1 protein-coding gene is annotated in these 16,826 nt (G+C 71.9%); it reads right to left on the bottom strand.

What is annotated here, in order from left to right:
- Positions 1-228: 228 nt before the first annotated feature.
- On the bottom strand, positions 229-16,815 hold the full coding sequence (locus AQJ54_RS39180) for a lonely Cys domain-containing protein (protein ID WP_062245889.1): 16,587 nt from the start codon (positions 16,813-16,815) through the stop codon (positions 229-231).
- Positions 16,816-16,826: the final 11 nt, after the last annotated feature.

The raw sequence follows: 16,826 nt of genomic DNA, 5'->3' as shown, positions 1-16,826 counted from the left end.
CGGCACCCACATCGAACGACGAGGTGTCGGGAAGCCTGGTGACGTTCAGTATCACACCGGCGACCGAGGGGCCCTGTTGGTTCCGTATCCTGACCGGGGCGAGGGGCCCTGCCCTGCCACGCCCCTGACCACCAGCCCATTTCCACCTGCGAGACGGGATGAAAGAGGTTTGGTTGCGCGTATTCACGGAGCCTCGACTACTCGCACCCGTGCACGCGCGGCCGCCGGCTACGCGCGCGGGGCCTCCGCCGGGCAGATCTCGATCGGGCTCATCCGGTCGACTGTGACGTACACGCGGTGGTCCAGTTCGTTGGCGACGACGCGGGAGAGGACCATCGCCGCGGCCATGTGGTGCGCGCTGCGCATGTGGAGTTCCAGCCGGACGTTCGCTGGGTGCCGGCCCTCGGCGGCCCAATGGGAGCGGACCGTCTCGGCCACCTCGGCGCCGAGCCGGTCGGCGAGCTCCTCGCCCTGCGTCACGAGGCTAGGGTCCGCGCTGCTCAGCGCACTCTGCAACTGTTCCAGCGCCTTTGCGGGCACGCCGTCCGGTGCGTCGAACGTGAACGTGTCGCTCAACCGCGGCTGGATCGACAGCGACCGCGCGGAGCCGGACACCACCGGCTGTTCCTGCGGAGCGGCCGCCGATGCGCCGGAAACCGCGGGACGAACCACCGCGGCTCCATCCGGCACCGTTTCGCCGCGCAGTGCCGCGACGGCCTCGCCGAACTCCAGGTTGGCCGCCAGAATCGCGGCTTGATCCGCACTGCCGATCACGGGTGACAGGCGCTCACCCCACTCCGCGGCGTCCTCCTCGGCCATGCCCCGTTCAAGGGCGAACGCCTGCAGTTCCCGGGCACGTTCCTCGGCGGCTTCGACTCCCTCGGCCCCCGGATCCCCCGAAAAGACTCCGGGCGCGACGTGCGTGGCTTCCTGTACCGACGTCCTGGACTCCCCGGACTCCGCGGCCTCCAGGCCGGAGAATCCCGAGAAGTCCGCGAGCCCCACGGCCGCCCCCGTGGACGCGTGCGCGCGTGCCTGAGTCAGTACCTGGTCGAGTGCCTCGGGGAACGCGGGCATCGGCAGGTCGTGGCCGAAGAAGTAGTCGAGCACGAGCCGGTCGAGCGTGGCCCAGGTCAACGGCTCGGGATAGCCGTCGACGGCACGCATCTCCTCCAGCGCCGCCAGCCCCCTCAACCGGTCAAGGAACAGGGTTTCGTCGTCGGCTGTGTCCACGCCGAAGGCTTCCCGCAGACCCCGGATCCAGCGCAGCACCCGCTCGGCGAGCTGATCGTCGTCCACCCCGGCCGTAGGCCAGACAAGGCGCCCCAGGTCAACCCTTTCCGCCGCGTCAGGCTCCGGGAGGAAACGCGTCACGAACACGTGGGGGTCGTCGAGACTCGTCGCGACCAGCCCGAACCTCGGCTGCCCGTTGACCGTGGTGAATCCCAGGTACGCATTGGTGGCCCACAGGTCGCGGCCCAGGACGTTCGCCAGGATCTGCCCTGCGCGCGGCATCTCGAGCCTGTCGCCGACGGGATCGGCGGCGACGAAGCAGCTGTTGACGACCAGCGGACGTGCGGTGGGCAGTGCCTGGAAGCTCGCACGTCGCTTGAAGTACCCGGCGGTTTCGGCCATGTTCACGACCGCGCTCGTCCCGTCGGCCAGCTGGAAGACGGCTGCTCGCCCGGCTTCACGGACGGCCGTCTCCTCCATGTGGAATCCGAGGTAATAGGCGTCGTCGCCCCACGGCAGCGGCTGCAGGTCGCTTTCCTCATCCTCATCAGGCCCCTGCACCACGCGGACGAAGCCGACAGCCTCGGAGAGGTGACGGTAGGTCTCCTCCCGCGTGCCGCCGAGTTCTGTCTCGGGAGCGGTGGTGCGGCCCACGAGCCGTTGCCCGTCACGGCTGACCTCGGTGACCGTGTACACCTGGCTGTCCGGTACGACTCGGCCGTCCACCGTGCGGACGGCGCCCTCGGGCCCGGTCGACCGCAGGCCGGGCGGATTCGGGATCCACCCTCCCAGCCGCCCGGTGTCCACGACGGGCTCGACGAGGGCGAGGCTCGTCAGGCCGTCGTCATCGCGGACCAGTCTCACCAGCCCGTCCGTCGCCCAGGCCGGCGCCCCGGCCGCGTCCGCGACTGCGCGTGGGCCCTCCGGCACCCCTTCTCCGGCGGACGGCACCGCCAGGACCACCGCGCGCACCCTCTCGGGTGCAGCCGCTCCGCCCAACTCCACGAGGGGTTGTCCCATCCGTGCGGACCCTGCAAGGTCCTGCCTTACCAATTCGGCGACATCGGACCACGGCACCTTCAGCCGGCGTTCCCCGGAGGGCACGTCGACGTGGTGGGGACCGCCGTCGGCCAGCAGTACGTACAGGCTCCCGGTCGGCCACGCGGCGGCGGTCGGGGGACGCAGCGAGCCATCGCGTCCCAGAACCCGGACGGTGGTCAGGTCAAGGTCGCGCGGCGCGACTGCCGTCAGGTCGCGCACCAGGTTCGAGCCGTCCGCGCCTGGCAGCAGGGTCTGCGGGCGCAGAACACCGTGGTTGCGCTCCAGGTTGAAGGCGCCAAGTGCCTCCAGTGTCCCGGCGCGCTGCTCGGCCTCCGCGTGCGCCACCAGCACGAGCAGCTCCGCCTGCTGCCGCGAGCTGACACGTTCGTCCCGCGGCAGGTACAACACCCGCCGGGCCACGATGTCGACGGCTTCTGCCGCCGTGTCTCCCCCCAATCGCTCGACCGTGGCCACCGCGGCGCGCAGCCGTTCATAGTCCGCACGCTCCCGGACCTGCGCGCCGAACACACGACGCAAGAAGGCGTCCGTACTCTCGGACGCCGAAGCCGTCAGGCCTGCGGCGCCCGGTGTGGCCGGCCGCGTGGCCCGAGCTTCTGCCGGCGTGGCCGGGCGCGCCCGCACCAGGGCCTGGTCCGTGGACCGCCACAGGAACGCTCGCCGTTCCCGTGGCGGGAGCGGCTTGGCGTACCGATCGGCGTCGACGTCGATAGAGATCTGCCATCCATCAGTCCTCTGCCCAGGCGTCGACTCGCGCAGGCCCGTGCCTACCCGCACCGGAAAGTCGTGCGCGGTCAACGCGCCCTGCCGACGACCGTCCTGGCGGTCCGCCAGCGCCTGTTCCAGCAGTCGAAGCAGCTGGTTCCTGACCTTCGCCGCCTCGCGTCCGGCGATGCGTACGGCTCGTCGCTGCGAGCCCGCCTTGATCACGGCCAGGAGCGGGTACAGAGGGGCAGTTCCCTGGATGACCGTCTCCGGCAGCGGCAGGCCGTGCCGACGGTTCCAGAGTCCGATGGTGGCCAGCGAAGCGGCGAGCTGCTGCAGGTTGCGGTGGAACACGTCCGGTTTCAAAGAGGGGCCGGCGAGGAGTTGGGGCACCTTATGACCGTGCAGAACGACCAGTGTGAGCAGGTTCGCAGAACGTGTCCGCCCCGGGTGACGCAAGTCCGCCCGGACCTCGTGCGGGGTCTCACCCGGGCGTCGCCCGTACATTCGGAACGACCAGGCATCCTCATCTCGCATGCCTGTTCTCGCCAGGTGGGTCCTGAACTGCGCGAGCTGAAGGGCTCCCTTCTGTGTCGCTTTCGCCAGTACGAACTCGTCCGTGCCGGGTACGGCGGCCGCAACCGCCCTCGTCGCGTGCACGGCGGCCTTCAGCGCCTGGATCAGCAGGACGAGGTCGCGCGGGTCTGTCTCACGGCCCGCGTGCTGCGGACCGGCCGTCAGCTCAGAGAAACGCCTCTCCAGCGCTTCCAGGTTCTCCACCGAGAGGGCGGCCACGTTCCGGGCCACCGCCGCCATCACGGCTTCGCGGCTCGACCTGACCCGCGCGCTGTTCTCCAGAACGATCTGGTTGCGCCCATCCTCGCTCTCCAGCACCACTACGGCGAAGTGATAGCCGAACCCGTTGACTGGCCGCGGCTCGGGGGCGTAGCTGATGCCCCATACGGGTCGACCTTGTTCGTCCGACGACCTGATCGACTGGAAGAGGTATCCCTCCCCCACCTCGGCCCATGCGTGCTCGTTGAAGCCGGCCAGCCGTCCGGCCCTGGCCAGGGCATCCCGTGCTGGCTGCGCCGCGGCCGCCCAGCCGAGCGCGCGGCCGTAGTCACGGCCGGGGCCGGGTCCGTCGGACCCACCCATGGGGCGGTGGTCCTCCGCCATGTGCGCTGCCGCCCATGCGGGGCTCACCTCCGCCCACGGGCTTCTGCCGCGCGTGACCTCCGTCAGCGACGCCGCCAAGTGATGGGTGCCGGTCACCTCCATGCCGTCCTGCGCGTTGACCGGCGCCTTCACGGTGGCCTGCGCATCCGGTCCACGGAAGACAGCGTGTGACACCTTCTCCCCTCCGGCGACCATCGCGGCGAAGTCCCGGCAGGTCGTCTGCTCAGAGCGACCCGACACCGTGTGGAAGACGGGCGTCACCAAGAACAACGGCGAGCGACCGGCGTCCTCACCGCTCATGATGATCGCCATGTCAGGATCGACGCTGAGGTGGACGCCACCGCCCTGCGCGCGCAGCGCGGTGTTGGCCGCGTCCACCGCACGCTGCGTCGCGTAGAACTCCCGGCTGACGCCGAGCGGGTTGAAGGCGATGGTGCGGTCCGCGGACGCCCACAGGGCCGGATGGTCGGACTGTGGCACCTCGTCGAGCGACAGCACGGGCATCACCAGGCCAGCGCCGTTGTCGCCGCCGGGTTCGAGGGCCGTCTGCCTCCTTTCGCCCACCGAGGTGAAGAGCGGGCGCGGCCGCGGCCGTCTGTCCAGCACCGTGTAATCGGTGACCAATTCGCGGTCATCGTCTTCGGTGCCGTGGACGTCGTCCGGCCGGTCCCCGGCTCGGCCGGGCACGAAAGCGTATCCATACACAGCCTGAATTCCAGGCTCCTCGGCCAGGATCCTTTTGCTCTTCACCCGTGGCGTACTGGGCGGAAATATATGGCGGTGCTCGTCCTCCGCCTCAAGACCCAGCGCGCCGTGTTCGTGGACGAGCGGCGCGTCCAGCACCGCGTGCACGTCGGACGAGGACTCCTGGAACTCCGGCAGCGCATCCGGCAGGACGCGACCCGACGCGTCGACCACCACGGCGTACGCGTCGTTGGCCGCCACCGCCGGCCCGGACGGCAACTCCCGACCCGCACGCGCCTGGAGGTCCACCCATTCGGGACCGCCGTCCGGCTCCGCCACGTGGTAGAGGCCGAAGCCGTGCCCCAGCGCCTCACCCTGACGCAGTGCCAGCACCATGGCGACCGCGCCTGGTCCGGCATCCCGCACCGCCGCCCGCACCGACTCCCACGAGCGCACCCGCCGCCAGCCCGGGCCCGGCACCAGTCCCGCCCGAACCGCCGCGGACCCCACGACCGCGTCGTCCACCACACCGGCCGTGCGCACTCCTTGCGGGAACAACCCGTCCCGGAACGCCGCCAACCGCTGCACGCAGTCCTGCAAGGGCACACCCTCGACCGGAGCCGCCTCGCCGGCCACTCGCCGCATCAACCCCAGCAACTCATCACGCGACAGCCCGCGCTTGGCCGTGGTCGTTATCTCGCGCTGTGCCGGTGCCGGCGGTTCGGTCGCCGCCCGGCCGAAGATGTCCGGGAGGGACTCCTCCAGGCCGTCGGCCAGCCGGTATGTGCCGGTCGCGTCGGGCTCCTTCTCCACCGGGAGCATGCCGTAGAGGCCGCCCGGGGCCTGGACGCGCAGGATGCCGCGCGGCCCCCGGAACTGGAGCTCCAGGTCAAAGCTGTAGTAGCGGAACCGGCGGATCTCGATCCGGTTGTCCATCTCGATGCCGTCGCGGCGCCCTTCGAACTCCGTGGAGTCGTCGAACGAGACGTCGGCCGGCACCATGGCGAGGAAGGCTTCCTCTCCGGGCTCGCCGCCGGCGGCCTGCGGACCGAGGGAGAAGAACCAGCCGCCGCTGTTCTTGACCGCGTTGACGGTCTCCTCGTCCAGTTGGACGTACCGCCGTGCCTTGAACACCGCGCCGTCCTTCGGCCCGATCACCTCCGCCTTGCGGATGCTCATGCCCACCAGGGCTGTGCGGTCACCCGCCCGGAGATTGCCCCTGCCGGTGCCACGGGTGACCATGTAGTCGCGTCCGACCGGCGCCTCGTACACGTGGGCCAGCAGTTCCAGGACGTTGGGGAGCAGCATGGCGGCGCTGGTGAAGTTCTGGTAGCGCAGGCCGCGAACCGTGCTGAAGTCCAGGCCCGGGATCCGCCAGGCGCCGTCCGCCGACAGGTCAGTCGGCGGCCTGAACGGCGCGGCGGCCAGCGCCGCCCACCGGTGCACCGCCGCCGCGGCGGGGAAGGCGAACGGGTGCAGCGCCTGCGCCAGCACCTCCCGCGGGGTGGTGGGCGTCCTGTCGCGGTCCGCGGAGGAGAGGTCCGGCGTGATCGGGAGCACATGCCAGGCGGCGCCGGTGCCGTAGACCGGTTCGATGCGGGGGGCCGGCCCGTCCTGGACCAGGTGGGCGGGTACGAGGACCCGGATGTCGCCAGCCATGCGCGCCTCGTCCGACCAGGCGAGCGGCCGCGCCGCGTACCAGAAGTCGGCCGCCTCCCTGCCGTACCGCAGGAGATCGGCGCCATGCAGCAGACCGGCCCGCGCGGCCCGCAGCGGGACGGCAATCGCGGGCAGTTCGGTGCTGACCGCGAGTTGGACGGTGAAGACCAGCGGATGCTCGAACTCGTGCGACTTCTCGGGGTTGACGCGGAAGATCTTCTGGGTCTTCTCGGCGTCCTCGGTCGAGCGCTCGGTGGCCCACCGGTAGCCGCCGCCGCCTTCCAGGCCCCCGAGACCGGTGTCCTTGCCCCCCTGGACGTGGAATTCGCCGCCCACGGAGTAACTGGTCTCCCGGGTCTTCTTGCGCGACGACACGTCCTGCCCCTGGGCCCGCAGCGTCAGATCCACCTCGGGACGCGGACGGTCGGAGCTCTGCGGCAGGACCTGTGCGGTGACCTTGATGCCGAGATACCGGGTGGCGCCGAACGGACGCGGCAGCGGCAGCCAGCGCACCACGCCGGCGTCGCTCAGCAGCATCGTGTACTGGGCGCGCAGCGCTTCGTTGCCGAAGGACGCCTCCAATTCGTGCAGCAGCAGGTTCGCCCGCTCGACGCCGTTCCGCTTCTTGGGCAGGACTCCGCGGGAGGTCAGTGTCGTCTTGAGCCAGTCGAGTACGTCGCCGCCGCGCAGCCGCTCGGGGTAGCCGGTGCCGGGCAGGAGCGCGGGATGGACGTGGCGCGGCACGTGCGGCGACGGCGTCTCCAGCGGTGCGAGCCCTGCCAGTGCGGCGAGTCCGAGGTCGTGGACCAGCCGTTCGGGGACGAGCGTGTCGAGCGCCTCCCGTACGCGGAGGTAGCGGCTGGTCGACGTGACGTGGTCGCCCTTCCAGCGCAGTAGGGTCACCTCGAACACCGGGTCCATCCGGAAGCCGTACTGGGTACCGCCGTACACAGCCCGGGAGACAGACACTCCGGCCTGTTCCAGCGCTTTCTGCCGCTTCCAGGCCCATTTGACCTTGGCCTGGAAGTGAGCTCCCATGCTCGCGAACGGCTTGTGCTGCTGCCCGCCCTCGGTCCCGGTCTGCCCGTCCCCAGTCTCGGTCGGCTCGCCCTCGGCCGCGGTGTGCTCGCCTCCCTCGGGCTTGGTCTGCTCGTGGCCATCGCCCGGCCTGCTGAGCAAGCCGTGTCCGACGTGGCCCAGCGGTCCGGCGGCCGCCTCCAGACCGTTGCCCCACCCGTGTTCCCGGCCGCGCTTGTGGTCCACGCTGCCCTGGGCGTAGTGCTCCAACTCGACGGACTCGGCGGGGCTGAGGGGGCGCGGCCGGTAGCCGCGCAGCCGGAGCCGGAGGGCCTGCTTCATGCCGTCCTTGCCGACTGGCAGATCGATCAGCCGGCCGGGACCGGTCTCGGCCGCGAAAAATTCGGCGAGTTTGGAGGGCTCACCCATCCTCGTGATCGCGCCGGGCCAGCTGAAGCGGTCTTCCGCCCACCGGTCCGGCAGGCCGTTGGCCCGGCCGTACATCCTGGCCGCCATCCGTGGCAGTTCGGGCAGGAGGAAGAAGGCGGGAACCACCCCCGAGGTGCCGCCGGCGCCGAAGTCGACGAAGTCGTCGTCCGGCCAGAAGAGGAGTTCCTCGGTGCGGCCGGCCAGTTCGAGGGTCTGCCGGTCGATCGGCTCGGCCGGGACGTGCTCGTGCGGGACGACGACGCGGGCGACGGTGTCGCCTGGCCGCCGCGGGACCCACCAGGCTTCCGCCGGGTCGGGCCGGTCGATCCACCAGCGCTCGGCCGCGCCGCCGGCCGGCCGCACGGCCAGCTCGTACACGACGTCGTAGACGTGCTCGTCGATGTCCCCCTCTGTCGTGGTCCGCCAGCCGGACTTCATCGTGCCGCCGACGTCGTGACCGTGGCCCTGTTCGTAACCGCCCTCGTCACGAAGGGAGAACAACTGCACGCGGACCTCTTCCCCGAAGGAACGCTGCAGCGAGGCGCCCGCGCCGATCTTCGGCTCCCACTTGGCGCCGCGGTGTCCGGTCACCTGGGCGCTTTGCAGGCCGCGGGTGTCGACGGTCAGCGGATAGCTCTTGGGGTCGCCGCCGATCCGCTCGCGCACATGGGCCTGCGCGAAGACCTGGTACTTCCGGCCGGCGATGGTCACGGTGTGGTCGATGCCGTACATCAGCGCCGGCAGGTCGGTCTCCAGGGTGGGCCGGCCATACCAGTTGGCGAGGTCGAGGTCGGCCTGAGACCAGTCGGTGCTGCTGCCTCCCGTGTGCGCCTTGTCCAGTTCCACGAGTTTTGCGCGTAGCTGGTCGTGTACGAGTTCGGCGCCGGGCAGCGCGATCTGCCGGCCGAAGCCGAGCCCGCGCCGGGTGGCCAGCGCCAGTGGTTCACGGGGGTGCGGGGCTGGCAGCGGCGCATCGAGGTGGGCGGGCCGCTGGTACGCGGAGTCGGGCAGCGGGAGCGCGGCTTCACGCAGTAGCGCCCGCACGTGCGGTTGCGCGCTCACCGGCCCGTCGTCGGTCTGGCCGGCCGCGCGCAGCGCCGGCGTGCGGACCGCGCCGAGCAGCCGCCGTTCGAAGTCGGGCGCGTCGGCACGCGGTACGGCGACCTCGCTGTCGACCTCTTCCCGCACCGGTGCGACGGTGTGCGTGGTGGAGCGGATCTCCACAGTGATCGCCTGGCCCGCCAGGTAGCGGCTCAGCAGGCCCTTCTGCTTGAGCACCGTCTGCCCGCCGGACTGCTCGACGATCCGGTGGCCGGTGTCGCGCCCGCCGCCGAGGGGAGTGACGGTGAGCATGGGAGCACGTGAGGATGCCTTGGAGTGATCCCCCGGGTTGTGCAGCCCGGTCAGGTCGAAGCCGGCGCCGATCGCCGCCTTGCTGGTGCTGTGCCGGCCCTGTGTGATGTTCAGGGTGCTGCCCGAGTCCTCGCGGATCTTCGCCTGGACGTCTCCCAGGTACTGGACCCGCTCGACTTCCCCGCGGATCACGAAGTGTGCTTCGAACGACTGCGGCAGCCCGGCGGCGTTCCGTCCGGCCCGGACGGACACCTTCTCGGTGATGATGCCGTTGCCACCGAAAAGGCGGCTGCGGTCGCGTACCGCCTGTTCGTTGAGGAGGTCGAGCACAGAGTCCATGGCCGCCCGGACGGCCGTGGCCGACAGGTCGGCGCCGAGCAGCCGCCGTTGCAGCGAGGCGGCGACGGGGATCAGGTCGATGGCGTTGAGCACCTCGCGGGCCGTGCCGGGCCGGCGCCTGCGGCTGCGGGTGCCAGCGGTGAACGGCACCTCGGCATCCGGGCGCGGCGCGTCCGCGCTCGCCAGGTCGCTCGGTACGTCGAGGGCGAGGAGGCCGGGGAACACCGGCGCGTTCCCGCGCTCCACGCCGTCGACGAACACCAGGACGCGTACCCCGCCGTCGAAGCGGGTCTGCTTCTTCGCTTCGAGCTTGCGGCCCACGACGACGGTGCGCTTCCACCCGGACGACCGGGTGTTGGCAACGCTCGCGGTCAGTCTCGGCACGACGGGCAGGAACGCGCTCGCGACCGACGAGGCGATGGAGAGCACCGACAGCATGGCCGCGTCGATGCCCTTCTCGACCTCATGCTCTAGCTCGAGGCTCGTGGTCGTGGTGGCGTAGCCCGTCCCATAGACCTGGACTTCGCCCTCCTCCGGCTGCTCGGCGGGCACGAGGGCGGCCGGCACCGGGCGCAGCCACACCAGCCTGCCGTCCAGCACCAGCGTCCTGCCGCGGTTGAGCAGTTGCTGCCAGGTCTCCTCGGACTCGGTGGCGAGCACGTCCTTGAGCACGTCCTGGAGGCCGGTGCGCAGGGCCGGACCGTCCTCCGGCCGGAGCGCCGCGCCGGCGGCCTGCTGTGCCGCCCCGTCGAGTCGGGCCTCGTCCGCCCAGGGGTGGACCGTGACAACGGTCGCCGCGCCGAGCGCCCCTCGCTCCATGTACCAGGGCGCCTGATGCGGTGACGGCTCCGGCCGGGTCTCCCCCTGCCCCGGGCCCTGCTCCGGGCCCTGCTCCGGCGGCTGTTCCTCCGGTGTGATGGCCGTCCACGTGGCGGCGTCCTCGAGTGCGCCTCGGGACGCGACGACCGGCGCCCCAAGCAGGTCCGCCACCTGTTCGGCGAACACCGTGTCGTCCTCCGGCCGCGGGCTCGCCGCCGCGGGCATGAGCAGGGCGACCGGCTGCCCGGCCTGCCACGAGGTGTTCTCGCGGATCCACTCCGCCGTGCCCTCGGCGTCCAGCGGCTCCCCGTCGATGACGGCGGTCGCGTTCTCGGGGTCGTACTGCCCGTACACCGCGACGAGGTTGGGCGCGGCGGGAGTCTCGGTCACCGCGGGGGCCGGCAAGGCACCGGCAGTCTCGGTCGGGGCGCCGACGGTCTCCGTCGCTGCGGCGGTCGCCTCCTGACCCCCGGCGCCGGAAGGCTCCGCCTGACCCCCGGTGCTGGGAGTTGTCTCCTGGCTGTCGGTGCCGGGAAGCGCCTCCCGTACGGCCGTGCCGGGTGTGAGCCAGAACTCCGGGTCGGGGTAGCTCAGTCCGGCGGGTGCGTGCTCGGTCTTCGCGTCCTTGCCGCCGGCCGGCACCGGTGCGGAGGCACCGGGCACGAACGTGCGGTACCAGGCGGGCCTGCCCTGCCCGTCCTCGGCGACGTGGATCTCCGTCTGGCGGCCGCCCGGTCCACCCGGGACGATGGCGAAGCCGCTCTCGAACTGGTGGATCGTCACGCCGGTGCGGTCGGCGACGCGTTGCAGCACCGGCGCGGTGGCGGCCAGGGACGCCGCCGTCGTGCACGCCGCGACCGTCATCGACTTCAGCTTCTTGCGGGCGACGGTTTCCGCGAACGCATTCAGCCCGCCTTCGTCGAAGACCGTGTCGCCGTGCCCGACCAGCCAGGCATCGGTGGTGGGCAGCGGACGGCGGACCGCCGTCCTGCGGTTCGCCACGTCGCGGGACCACTGGATGTACTCCCTGAACGCGGGCAGCTTCGGCAGGGCCCCCGCCAGCCGCGCGTAGTCCGTCCCGTTGAGGACGGCCGATCCGACCCACTGCCTGTTCCCGTCGACGAGGCGGCGCTCCACGGCCTCGCCGGTTTGCCAGGTGGCGGCGCCGGGCGGGGTCACGCCCATCGCGGTCAGCGCGGGGCCGTTGGCGTACAGCCACACGTGCCCGTCCGCGGCGCTCGTCAGCGGCTGCTGCCGGCTGGCCTCGGGCACCTTGGGCCGGTAGACGGGAGTGACGGCGGTGGGGACGGTGGCACGTACCAGATAGAACCCGGGCATCCGCGCGCTCTGTGTGCGGCCGCCGCCCTGCGCGGCCTTGGTTCTTTCGGTCACGGCGCCGGGACGGCGGCCGGTGCGAGCGCCCTCGACGGCGAGGCCAGCCATCCCCTGCGTGACCGCGTCGGGGAGCAGCCCCGGGAAGGCCGGCTCCTCGGGGAAGGCGGCCAGGCTGCCGGAGAGCTCGGTCGCGGCGCCCGGCGCGATCGTGCGGTCGAACGCGGACCGGGTGCCGGAGACCTTGGTGGTGTCACTGGTGTCGTACACCTTGAGGTCCAACAGGTCCACTTTGATGGTGGCGCCGCTCAACGTCCGGCCGTGCAGGGTGATGTGGTGCCCGTCCGGCGCGAGGGCGAGCACGAAGGCGTGGGTCAGGTGGACCGCGTCGGTCTGGTGCATCAGCGGCTCGGCGCGGCGGGCACTGACCTGCAGACGGCCGGAGTGCGCGGGATCGGCGTCCAGCAGGAGGCCGCTGACGTAGTCGTGCAGACGCGGGGCCTGGAAGGGCTTTACGAGGACCAGGGCGTCCGGCGGGAAGCCCGGGGTGGCGCCCTGGCTCCACTGCTCGCGCAGCGACACCGACTGCTCGGCGATGGGATCGGCTCCCGCCGCCGCGTGGTACTCCTCCATGGGCACGGTCAGGCGCACCACGTCGGTCGCGTCGGTCAGCTGACGCGGTTTGGAGGACCATGTGCTGCTTTCGTCCGCCGACAGGCCGAGCGCCTGGTTGAGCTTGCCGCGGACGCCTCGATGCGGCCAGGTGTGCACCTGGAACTCCACGGTGACCGCGTGCACGAACCGGTGGGCGCCCCCGGACTGCTCGACGGTGATGGTCTGCTGATCGCCCTGCTCGCGCACCGGCCCCCAGGCGCGGGAGACCGTGCCGGCCGCCGTGGGGTCGAGCGGCACCTGCCCGGCGAGCTGCTCGGCGACGAATTCGCCGATCGTGCCGAGGTCGGACACCGCGGGCTCCGCGTCGGCCGACGCGCCGGCGCTCAGCGTGTTCGTCACCGCCCTGCGCGTCTGCGTGTTCGTCGCGTACGTCGTGTTCGTGCTGTAGTCGTCCAGCGTGTAGTCGTGGTGTCCGGCGCCCAGAGTGAGCTTGACCAGGACCAACTGCTCCCAGGTGATTCCCTGGTGCTGTTTCGACGCCTGGACGAACAGCGGCAGCCCGCCGTTGAGCGCCTGGTTGAGCATCTGCGGCAGCCCGCCCGAGGCCGCCCGGTCGAAGATCTGCTGTTCGAGCTGCTGGGCCATGTCGACGAACACCTGTTGCGGCGCGCCCTGTGCGAGCTGCGGATCCTGCTGTGCCCGCCAGTCCCGCATCGCCTTGTTCAGGACGTCGACGAAGTCGGTCAGCGCGGCCGGACGGTGCAGGTCGGGGGTGCCGATGCCGTGCCCGATGTCGGTGGGCGGCTGCCAGAGCGGCAGGGTGGGGGCCCTGCGCAGGCCCGGCTTCGGAACCGGCCCGGACGGGCGCTGGACCGCGTGCATACGGTGGTAGCGGTCCTGGTCTTCCGGGTGCAGCTTGGCGATCTGCTCGTCCGGCAGGACTCCGAGCGACGCCAGTTCGCCGGCGGGGATCCAGACCACGACCGCATCCGGGACGTCCCTGACCTTGGCGTGCGGTGCGCCGGTCGACCCGTGCTCCCCGGTCCGGGGCCCGCTCCAGGTGCGGTCGGCCCGCGCCTGGAGGACCCGGGTCGTGTCGAACACCACCCGGTAGGCGCGGTCGGTGAAGGTGGTCTCGGTCCTGGTCTGCACCGTGTCCTCGGCGGAATCCTTGTGGCCATGCGTGAAGCCGGCCTGGGCCTTGGCCGTGAGGGCCGCCGAGAAGTTTCCCGCCTCGAACGTGTAGCCGGTCGTCGCACTCGCCTCGACGGCCTTGGACCGCTCGTCCGAGGAGGGCAGTTTGGTGGTGGAGTCCTCGGTGAGGCGGAAGGTCCGGGCCTCGTCCCTGCGGGTGATGCGGGGATTGCGCAGGAACTCGCCGAGGCCCACGTGGCCGAAGACGTCCTGGCCGCCGAGGGGACCGCCGTCGTTGTGGCTCTCCAGCGACAGCCAGTCCGTTCCGGCGCGCGGATTCGTCGTCGCCGTGAACCGGGCCTGGCGGACGTCCCGGCGTGCCCACAGACCCAGGGCCATGGGCCCGGGCAGGCCCCCGTGGTCCTCGCTCAGCGTCTCGGCCTGTTCCCCCAGCAGGCCGTGCGCGGCCAGCCGGACGCTCTTGCCGCGCCAGCCGCCGGCCTTCGGCATCTCGTCCAGCATGCCCGCCGCGGTCGACCGCAGAGCCCCGACCGGCTTCATCACCTCCACGTCCGCCGACGTGGGCAGCGCGATGCCGTCGCGGATCAGGTCCTCGGGCCGCGCGGGACGCCAGGGGGTCTCCATGGTCGACGACTCGACGTCCGCGGTGAAGTGCTTGACGTTGTCGGCCGGCCCGGGAACGACGATCCGCACCTGGTGCGGGCGGGCGGCATACTGCTCCAGCTCCTGCCAGTCGTCGCCCTGGGAGGTCTCTCCCACCCGCGCCTTCACCGTCATCGGATAGGAGACACGCTGGGGCACCGTGCCCGGTTGCCACGACCGCTCCTGCGCCACCTCTACGGCGATCCCGTCGGTGTGCTGAGCGTCCATCGACAACCGCATGGCCGCCGAGGTCTCCAGCGGCCCGGGCAGCCCGTCGAAGGTCAGCTCGGCGCTGGCGGACCGGCCGTGGCCGCGGCCGCTGCGGCGGGCGGCCCCGGTGACGACTCCCCTGCCGAGACGCAGGTCGCCGGCCGGGCCCTCGTAGCTGCCGAGCTTGCGGTCCACCGTGCCGCGCAGATAGAGGCGGCGTCCGCCTGCGGACGGGGTGAACATCACTCCTTCGTCGCCGTCCACCAGCGCCGACACGTTTCCCTTGCGCCGCAGGAAGTTCTTCAACTCGTTGACGGTGCGCCTTTCCGCGGCCGGGCCGAGGTTCAGCAGGTGCACAGCCTCGTTGGCGATGTCGGCCACCACCTCCTCGGGCAATTCGTGGCGCACGTTGACGTAATCCGGAATCTCCTTCATGTCCAGGCCGGCGGGCAGGTCCCCCGGGCTGGCGGGGGTCGAGGGGGACGAGCTAAGCCACAGGGTGACGCCGCCCTCCAGCCGCCACGACTCGCCCGCGACCGACACCACGTAGGCCAGCGGTGCCTCGTAGTGGTCGAAGTCCCCGCGGTACGTCGCGGACAACTCGGTGCGGAATTGGGAGACCGCGTCGTCGACCTCCGTGGTGAAGCGCTCACCGCTCAGCTTCAGCGAAACACTGGGCAGCGCCAGGTTCGTCAGCGGGTCGCCGGTCTCCGCGCCCAGCGTGCCGCCCAGGCTGTGCCGGTGGCCGCTGCGGACCGTCTCCGACGCCTCGTCCGTGTGCGTGTACGTCACACTGCGCTCGCTGCGATCGGCGAACTCGCCGCGCAGCGCGGCACTTCCCGGCGCCGTGCTCCGCGGGGGCGCGAGCGCCACCACGACCTCGTGCTGGCCGCCCTTGAAGCCGAACGTGGCCCGCGCCGGCTCCCTGAGCATTCCGCGCGCCTCGTGCACCTGGGGCTGGCGCAGGCCCGCCACCCATTGGTCGAACCTCTGCTGCTCCGCCGGCGACTCGAACGGACCGGCGGGGCCCTTAACCACCATTTCCGGCAGGCCCTTCAGACCGTGGAAGAAGGCGTACCGCAGCTTCTCCACGGCGCGCTGCGCGGACTTGAACGCGTCGGCGCGTTCGCGGCCCCCCGCTCCGGCCCGCAGGTGCGGATAGCCCAGTGCGACATCGGCGTGCGAGCCGGCACCGGTTCGGGGCCGCGCCCACGACAGCTCCATCGGCACGGTCACCTGGGCCTTGTGCGCGCCCACGGACACCTCGAACGTCACCGCGTGGGTGCCGACGTCCGCCGTCACCCCCGACTCGGTCGCCGACACCTTCTCCTGGCCGCCGCTGCGAGCGGTGACCGCGTGCTCCCGGGTGTCCCCGGCCAGGCCCCCCGACAGGGTCACCCCGGGGTGCACCGGCACCTTCACAGACGACAGGAGGTCCGCAGCCGTACGCTTCGCCGAGTCGCTGGACTCCTCCGGCGCCCACGTCACGTGACCGGTCCGCGTCCGTTTCCCGGTGGACTCCGTGCTGCCGGCCGGAGGGGCGATGGCGGTGACCCGGATTCCCACCCGCTGGCCGGCCACGGACTGGGCGGCCCCGTCCAGTGCCCCTTGGAACATGTCCTTCAGCGCCTCGTCGGAGAACGCGTCGCCCACGTCGGATCCGCCGAGCAGGCCGCTGAGCGTATTGCGAAGAGCCGCACCGTCCGCCGCGGCCGCCACGGGATGCTCCCGCCTGGCCCGGCCCAGCCATCCCTCCGGCTCCACCTCGACCTGACGGCCGACGCCCGCGGCGGACGCGCCCATCTCCGCGAGCGTGCGCTCCAGGAACCCGGCGAAGTCCTCCTGCCGCGGCTCGGGGACCCGCCGCAGGCTCAGCGCCTCCAGGGCGCTGCGCACACTCGAACTCCGGCGGCCGCGCGTGGTGGGCGACTGCGCCGATCCGCTCCGCGCACGTCGCGTCGCGTGCGCCGGGGACAGCCCGCTCGACGTCGGCCCCTGTTCCGTCGCCGACAACCCACTGGAGCCGGGCAGCTGTTCGGCCGCGGAGGGCACGCTCAGGGAGAGCCTGTGGGAGCCGGGCCGGCGCTCGGGGGCCGGAGGGGCCTGGACGGACGGCGGGGCGGCCAGCTGGGGCGTCCGCCGATGTTGCTGGACCGAATCAGGCGCCATGGGATTGCCGCCGAACGGCTCCCGTCGCACGAAGGAGGGCGCCGTTGATCCCACCGGGAACGCGTCGATGATCGAGGCCAGGCGGTACAGGTGGCGGTCCCGCAGCCCGCCCTGGGACAGGCCGCCCCCGGCCAACTGCTGCCCGCCGCCGGCCTCGGCCTCTTCCGCCTCCGCGGCCGCGTCCGCCGGATCGACCGGCCGGGTGAACTCGCCCATGAGGCTGCCGT

Source organism: Streptomyces griseorubiginosus, from assembly GCF_001514195.1.
Classification (GTDB): Bacteria; Actinomycetota; Actinomycetes; order Streptomycetales; family Streptomycetaceae; genus Streptomyces; species Streptomyces griseorubiginosus.
This window is presented reverse-complemented; position numbering and strand designations above follow the sequence as displayed.

Coding starts and splice junctions, on each gene's coding strand:
- AQJ54_RS39180 (WP_062245889.1), bottom strand. CDS start 16,815: ATGGGCGAGTTCACCCGGCCGGTCGATCCGGCGGACGCGGCCGCGGAG.